The organism is Streptomyces calidiresistens (assembly GCF_014141525.1).
In the GTDB taxonomy this organism is placed as follows: domain Bacteria; phylum Actinomycetota; class Actinomycetes; order Streptomycetales; family Streptomycetaceae; genus Streptomyces; species Streptomyces calidiresistens.
Genome location: NZ_VKHS01000289.1, coordinates 1 through 6,145 on the forward strand (window position 1 = coordinate 1; position 6,145 = coordinate 6,145).

Annotated in this window: 5 protein-coding genes; 2 read left to right on the forward strand and 3 right to left on the reverse strand. The window is 74.4% G+C overall.

Annotated elements, in window-relative coordinates; all coding sequences use genetic code 11:
* Positions 1–158 precede the first annotated feature (158 nt).
* Entirely contained in the window at positions 159–2,162 is a 2,004-nt protein-coding gene (gene glxA / locus FOE67_RS13515) for a radical copper oxidase GlxA (RefSeq protein ID WP_182663980.1), read from the forward strand.
* A 74-nt stretch (positions 2,163–2,236) separates the two neighbouring features.
* Here glxA and FOE67_RS13520 read toward each other — a convergent pair whose 3' ends face one another.
* From FOE67_RS13520 to FOE67_RS29295, 3 genes are all read right to left on the reverse strand, one after another.
* A complete protein-coding gene (locus FOE67_RS13520) occupies positions 2,237–3,130 on the reverse strand; it encodes a GNAT family N-acetyltransferase (RefSeq protein WP_228473850.1) in 894 nt (297 codons plus the stop codon).
* Between the two features lie 77 nt (positions 3,131–3,207).
* Positions 3,208–3,864 (reverse strand): response regulator, encoded by a 657-nt coding sequence (locus tag FOE67_RS13525; RefSeq protein ID WP_182663982.1) that lies wholly within the window; start codon positions 3,862–3,864, stop codon positions 3,208–3,210.
* Positions 3,861–4,985 carry a sensor histidine kinase gene (locus tag FOE67_RS29295; protein ID WP_182663984.1) on the reverse strand — a complete coding sequence of 375 codons (1,125 nt, stop codon included), beginning with the start codon at positions 4,983–4,985 and terminating at the stop codon, positions 3,861–3,863. Before FOE67_RS29295 ends, FOE67_RS13525 begins: the two co-directional genes overlap by 4 nt.
* 182 nt (positions 4,986–5,167) lie before the next feature.
* Here FOE67_RS29295 and FOE67_RS13535 point away from each other — a divergent pair, with 182 nt between their 5' ends.
* Complete coding sequence (locus tag FOE67_RS13535) at positions 5,168–6,127, forward strand: ABC transporter ATP-binding protein (RefSeq protein ID WP_323384886.1); 960 nt, start codon at positions 5,168–5,170, stop codon at positions 6,125–6,127.
* Positions 6,128–6,145 lie beyond the last annotated feature (18 nt).

Sequence of the window (6,145 nt, forward strand, 5' to 3'; positions counted from 1 at the left end):
GGCGGCGACGGTCTTCGGGTCCAAGGGAGACTCCCGGTGGGAACGGACGGGGCGCCCGCGACGCGGACACGTCGGGACGGTCGGGCTCGCGCACCGTGCTTGTGCATCGGTTCACAAGCCCTCCCCCCGGACGCACGACCCGTGGGAGTTGACGCACCATGAGCACCACGAGCCGCCGGACCACACGTCCCGGTGCCCGCCTCCGCAAGACCGTCCTCGGCACCGGGGTCACCCTGGTGCTGGCCGGTATGAACATGCCGGCCGCCATCGGCTTCACCCAGGACCGCCTGCACGACTACCGCATATCCAGGCCCGAGTACCGGGCCGAATACGGATCCTGGGCGCTGGTGGACGTCCCCGAGCGGTACCGCACCAACGCCATCCACGCCGCGCTGCTGCACACCGGCAAGGTGATGCTGATCGCCGGCTCCGGCAACAGCCAGGAGGAGTTCGACGCCGGCACCTTCGAGACCGTCCTGTGGGACCCCTCGGACAACACCTGGACCGCGGTCGAGACCCCCGACGACCTGTTCTGCGCGGGCCACTCCCAACTCGCCGACGGCCGCCTGCTGGTCGCCGGCGGCACCGCCCGCTACGAACTCCTCGGCGACCAGGTGACCCATGCCGGCGGCGCCATGATCGTCAAGAACGAGGATCCCGACCGGGAGCACACATTCCCCGCCGGCACGGTCTTCCGCTCCCCCGACGGGGTCGCCTACCGGACCGAGATCGAGTTCACCCTCCCGCCCGCGGAGAAGGAGGAACGGGTCGAGGCCCGCGGTACCGGCGAGGACGCGGAGGAGACCACCGTCGTCGAGGTCACCGCGAGCGAGGTGCGGGTCTTCGTCGTGGCGGTGGAGGAGGGCGAGGGTTCGGTCACCGAGGAGCCCGCCCAGTACTCCGTGGACGGGCTCACCGGCGAGGACGCCCGGAACGTCTACGGCCTGGCCGAGGCCCTGACCCTGGACGACCAGGACTTCCACGGCATCAAGGCGGCCTACGAGTTCGACCCCGTCGCCGAGCGGTACATCCCGGTCGCCCCCATGGCCGAGGCCCGCTGGTACCCCACCCTCACCACCCTCCCCGACGGCCGGGTGCTCACCGTCTCCGGCCTGGACGACATCGGCCAGGTCGTCCCCGGCATCAACGAGATCTACGACCCGGAGACGCAGACCTGGCAGGAGGGACCCGAGCGGTACTTCCCCACCTACCCCGCGCTGTTCCTCGCGCAGGGCGGGAAGATCTTCTACACCGGCTCCAACGCCGGGTACGGGCCGGCCGACGAGGGGCGCGAGCCCGGCATCTGGGACCTGGAGACCAACACCTTCACCGAGGTCGGCGGCCTGCGCGACGCCGACCAGCTGGAGACCTCCGCCTCCCTGCTGCTGCCGCCCGCCCAGGAGCAGCGGTTCATGGTGCTCGGCGGCGGCGGGGTCGGCGAGTCCGAGGACTCCACGCCCCGCACCGCCGTCATCGACCTCACCGAGCCGGAGCCCCGCTACCGCGACGCCGCCGAACTCCCGCAGGGCACCCGCTACCTCAACAGCGTGATCATGCCGGACGACACCGTCTTCACCACCGGCGGTTCGGAGGACTACCGGGGCCGCGGGAAGAGCGACGTGCTCAAGGCGCAGTTCTACGACCCGGCGACCGACACCTTCCAACCCGCCGCCGACCCCACCGTGCCGCGCAACTACCACGCCGAGGCGCTGCTGCTACCCGACGGACGGGTGGCCACCTTCGGCTCCGACCCGCTGTTCGCCGACGCCGACAACACCCGGATGGGCCGCTTCGAGCAGCGGGTGGAGGTCTACACCCCGCCGGCCCTGCACCGCGCCGAGGCCGCGGGCAAGGACGGTGCGGGCGGGCGGCCGGTCATCGAGGACGGCCCCCGCGACCCGGCCCGCGGCGCCGAGGCCGTCTTCCGGGTGCCGGACGCCGAGCGGATCGAGGCCGCCCGCCTGATCCGGCCCAGCGCCGTCACCCACACCACCGACGTCGAACAGCGCTCGATCGCCGTGGAGATCACGGCGGCGGAGGGCGACGAGCTGACCCTCGACATCCCCGGGGACCGCTCGCTGACCCCGCCCGGCTGGTACATGCTCTTCGTCGTCGACGGCTCCGGCGCCTTCTCCGAGGCGCACTGGGTCCACCTGCCCTGACGGGGACCCGTCCGGGGCGCTCCCCCCGATCGCCGGTCCCGGTCCGTCGTTCCCCTCGACGGGCCGGGGCCGGCTCATCCGTGCGGGCCGAACAGCGGTGTCGGTCCGGGGTCCGGAGCCGGGCCCCGGGGGGTGGGGTGCCCGGAGGGCCGCCCGGAGACGTTCCGGGGCGCGCGCAGATAGGGCGTCGTGGTGCCCAGCCGCTCGAAGCCGAGCCGGCGGAGGATCGGGGCACTCGTCGGCAGCGCGTCGACCAGGAGCAGGCGTACCCCCCTGGCGGCCGCCAGGCGGGCCCGGTGCGCCACCATGTCCCGGTACAGGCCGCGACCGCGGAACCCCCCGACGACGCCGCCACCCCACAGACCGGCGAAGTCCCTGCCCGGGGCGAACTCGATCCGGGCCGCGCCGACGGGCCGGTCACCGGCCATGACCAGGGTCACCACGAGGTCGTCGGGGGCGTGCGCGAACCGCCGGAGCAGTTGGGCGCGCAACCGTCCGCCGTCGGTGCCGAACGCGGCCTCGTGCACCTCCACCGCGAGGTCGATGCCCGCCTCGTCGGTGACGTCCGCGATCCGCAGGGCGTCGGGGCGTTCGACGCCTCCGCCCGCACCGGTCGGCCCGGCGACCCCGGCGATCCGGGGGACCTCGGCGGCCATCAGGCTTTCGGGTTCCCCGGCCGTGAACCCGGCGCGCAGCAGGCGCTCGCCGAGGTCGGCGGGGGTGTCGTGCGAGTAGGTCTTCCATTCGAATCCGACGCCGAGCGTGTCGTGGTGCCGCACCTGTTCGGCGATCGCGGCGTCCGCCTCCGCGGCGTCGAGGTCGGACCACACGACGCCGTTCCAGTCGTCCGGCCCGCCGGTCCACCGGACCACCTTCCCCGCGCGCTCGACCCGCACGCCGGCGTGATCCGGCGGGGCGTCACGCCGCATCCGGCGGTCGAACAGGCGCAGCACCCCGGCGTGGTCCATGCGCGCATTCCACCACCGGGGCCCCACCGGCACCACCGGATTTCCGTGACCCGGGCGCCGGCCCCGGGGCGCGGCGCTCAGTCCAACAGGCCGTGGTGCAGGGCCCGCAGCACCGCCTTCGTGCGGTCCCGGGTGCCCAGCTTGAGCAGCACCGCCGAGACGTGGTTCTTGACCGTTCCCTCCGCCAGGAAGAGGACGTCGGCGATCTCCCGGTTGCTGTAGCCGCCGGCGAGCAGCCGCAACACCTCCACCTCGCGGCCGGTCAGCCGCTCCACCGGCGCCGAGACGTTCTCCCCGACCGGCGCCGGCGCCTCCCCCTCGCGCACCGTGCGCAGCAACCGCTCGGTGATCGCCGGCCGGATCAGCGTCCCGCCCCCGGCCAACGTCCGCACCGCGCCCACGAGCTGCTCCAGGGTGACGTCCTTCAGCAGGTACCCGCGGGCCCCCGCGCGCAGCGCCCCCAGCACCAACTCGTCGTCGTCGAAGGTGGTCAGCACCAGCACCGGCACGTCGATGCCCAGCTCCCGCAGGTCCTCCAGGGTGCCGATGCCGTCCCGGCCCGGCATCCGCAGATCCAGCAGGACCACGTCCGGGGCGTGCTCCCGGATCGCCGCCACCGCGGATCGACCGTCCCCCGCCTCGGCGACCACCTCGACGCCGTCGGCCAGCCCCAGCAGGCTCCGGATGCCCTGGCGCACCAGGGTCTGGTCGTCCACCACGCACACCCGGATCACGGGGCCGGCACCTCCGCCACCACGCGGAAGCCCCGGTCGGCGGTGAACCGGGTCCGGCCGCCCAACTCCTCCACCCGCTCGGTCAGCCCCCGCAGGCCGTGGCCCGGCACCACCGGACCGTGCGCCCGGCCGTCGTCCCGGGCCGTGAAGACCACCCCGCCGTGTCCGTCGTCGGTGACGTCCACCCACAGCCGGCTCGCCCCGGAGTGGCGGATGGTGTTGGTGACCACCTCCTGGAAGCAGCGGATCAGCACGGCGGTGCGGGCCTCGTCCGTCCGCACCGCGTCGTCGACGCGCAGGTGCACGGCCGGTTCGGGCAGCTTCGCCGCCACCGCCTCCAGGGCGTGCCGCAGGTCGGGGGCGCGGCGCCGCAGCTCCCCCACGGTCGCCCGCACGTCGCCCAGCAGCTCCCGGGCCGTGGCGCGGGCCCGTCGCACGTGTTCCTCCGCCGGGGGCGACGCGTGGTGGGAGGCCACCTCCAGTTCCAGGGTCAGCACGGTGAGCTGGTGACCCAGCAGGTCGTGCAGCTCACGGGCGATCCGCAACCGTTCGTCGGTGCGGCCCGCCTCCTCCAGCAGGGCGCCGGTGGCGCGCAGCTCGGCGTGGGCGACGGCCAGCCGCTCGTGGGCCTCCAGCTCCCGGCGGTGGGCCGTCACCCCCAACACGGCGCCCACCTGCAACAACAGGTACAGCAGCGCCACCATCGCCGCCTCCGCCGGAGAGCTGCCGGTGAGCACCACCGCGAGCGTGACCACGACGGTGTGCGCGGCGATGATCGCCGCGACGCCCCGGAGGGACACCAGATAACCCGCGACCGCCGAGGTGAACACCAGCAGGATCGGGGTCCACCCCGCGTCGGGAGCGGTGAGCACCAGGGTCGAGCCGAGCGCCACCTGGGCGATCAGGATCCGCCGGGCGACCCGGGGGCCGAGGTGCTCCGCACGCCAGGTGCACAACACCATCGCGGTCAGGAAGCCGAGCAGCAGGAGCGCCCACAGCCAGGACGGGCCGGTGACGGACACCGCGCCGCGCGCCAGGCCGATCAGCACCGGGGTGCCCACGGCCAGGCAGACCACCGGGCCGACCAGGCCCTCCCACACCGTCGCCTCCACCCGCCGCATCCCCCCATCGTAGGAAGCCCGGCCGCCCCCCACCCGTGCCGGAAGTCATGGGTGGTGATCACGACCATCGGCACGGGCGGAGGGCGGGGGTCGCGGACCAGCATGGAGGCCACGGGGAATCCCGGCGGCCCCTCGCGGTCGTCGGGGCCCCGGGAACCCCGGAGGCCCGACGAGGAGGAGCCGTGCACGCCATCGAGGTCCGCGACCTGACCGTCCGGTACGGGACGAGGACGGCCGCGGACGACATCGACCTGACCGTCGACCGGGGGGAGATCGTCGGACTCCTGGGACCCAACGGAGCGGGCAAGACCACGGTCGTGGAGACGGTGGCGGGCCTGCGCGCGCCCCACCGGGGGAGGGTGCGGGTGCTCGACCTCGACCCGCGCCGGGACCGCGCGCGGCTGCGCCGGGTGCTCGGCGCGCAGTTGCAGGCGAGCGCCCTGCACTCCTCGCTGACCGTCCGGGAACTGGTGCGCCTGCACCGCTCCCTCCACCCCGACGGTCACGACCCCGATCGGATGATCGCCGCGCTGGGACTGGAGGAACAGGCCGCCACCCGGTTCGAGAAGCTCTCCGGCGGGCAGGCCCAGCGGTTGTCGATCGCGGTGGCCCTGATCGGCGCGCCCCGGGTGGCGCTGCTGGACGAGCTGACCACCGGCCTGGACCCGCGCGCCCGCCGCGAGGTGTGGGCACTGGTCGAACGGCTGCGGGCGGACGGCACCACCGTGTTGCTGGTGAGCCACCTGATGGAGGAGGTCGACCGGCTCTGCGACCGGGTGGTGGTGCTCGACCGGGGCCGGGTGGTCGCCCGGGACACCCCGGCCGGGCTGGTGGAGCGGACCTGTCCCGGCCGGCGGGTGCGCTGGCGCACAGCCGAACCGCTCGACCCGGGGACGGTCACGACGCTGGAGCGGCTGCCGGGCATCTCCTCGGTGGAGGTCACCGGTGAACGGCTGACCGTCACGGGGGAGGGGGACCCGCTCCGGACGGTGGGCGCGGCCCTGGTCCGCGCCGGGGTCGTCACGGTGGAGACCCGCGAGGAGCGGCCGGGTCTGGACGACGCCTTCCTCGCCCTCACCGGACGTCCGCTCACCGTCACGCCGGGCACCGTCGACCCGAACCCCGCCGGGGAGGACCGATGACCGCCGACCGCCCCACCG

Coding starts and splice junctions, on each gene's coding strand:
- FOE67_RS29295 (WP_182663984.1), bottom strand. CDS start 4,985: ATGCGGCGGGTGGAGGCGACGGTGTGGGAGGGCCTGGTCGGCCCGGTG.
- FOE67_RS13520 (WP_228473850.1), bottom strand. CDS start 3,130: ATGGACCACGCCGGGGTGCTGCGCCTGTTCGACCGCCGGATGCGGCGT.
- glxA (WP_182663980.1), top strand. CDS start 159: ATGAGCACCACGAGCCGCCGGACCACACGTCCCGGTGCCCGCCTCCGC.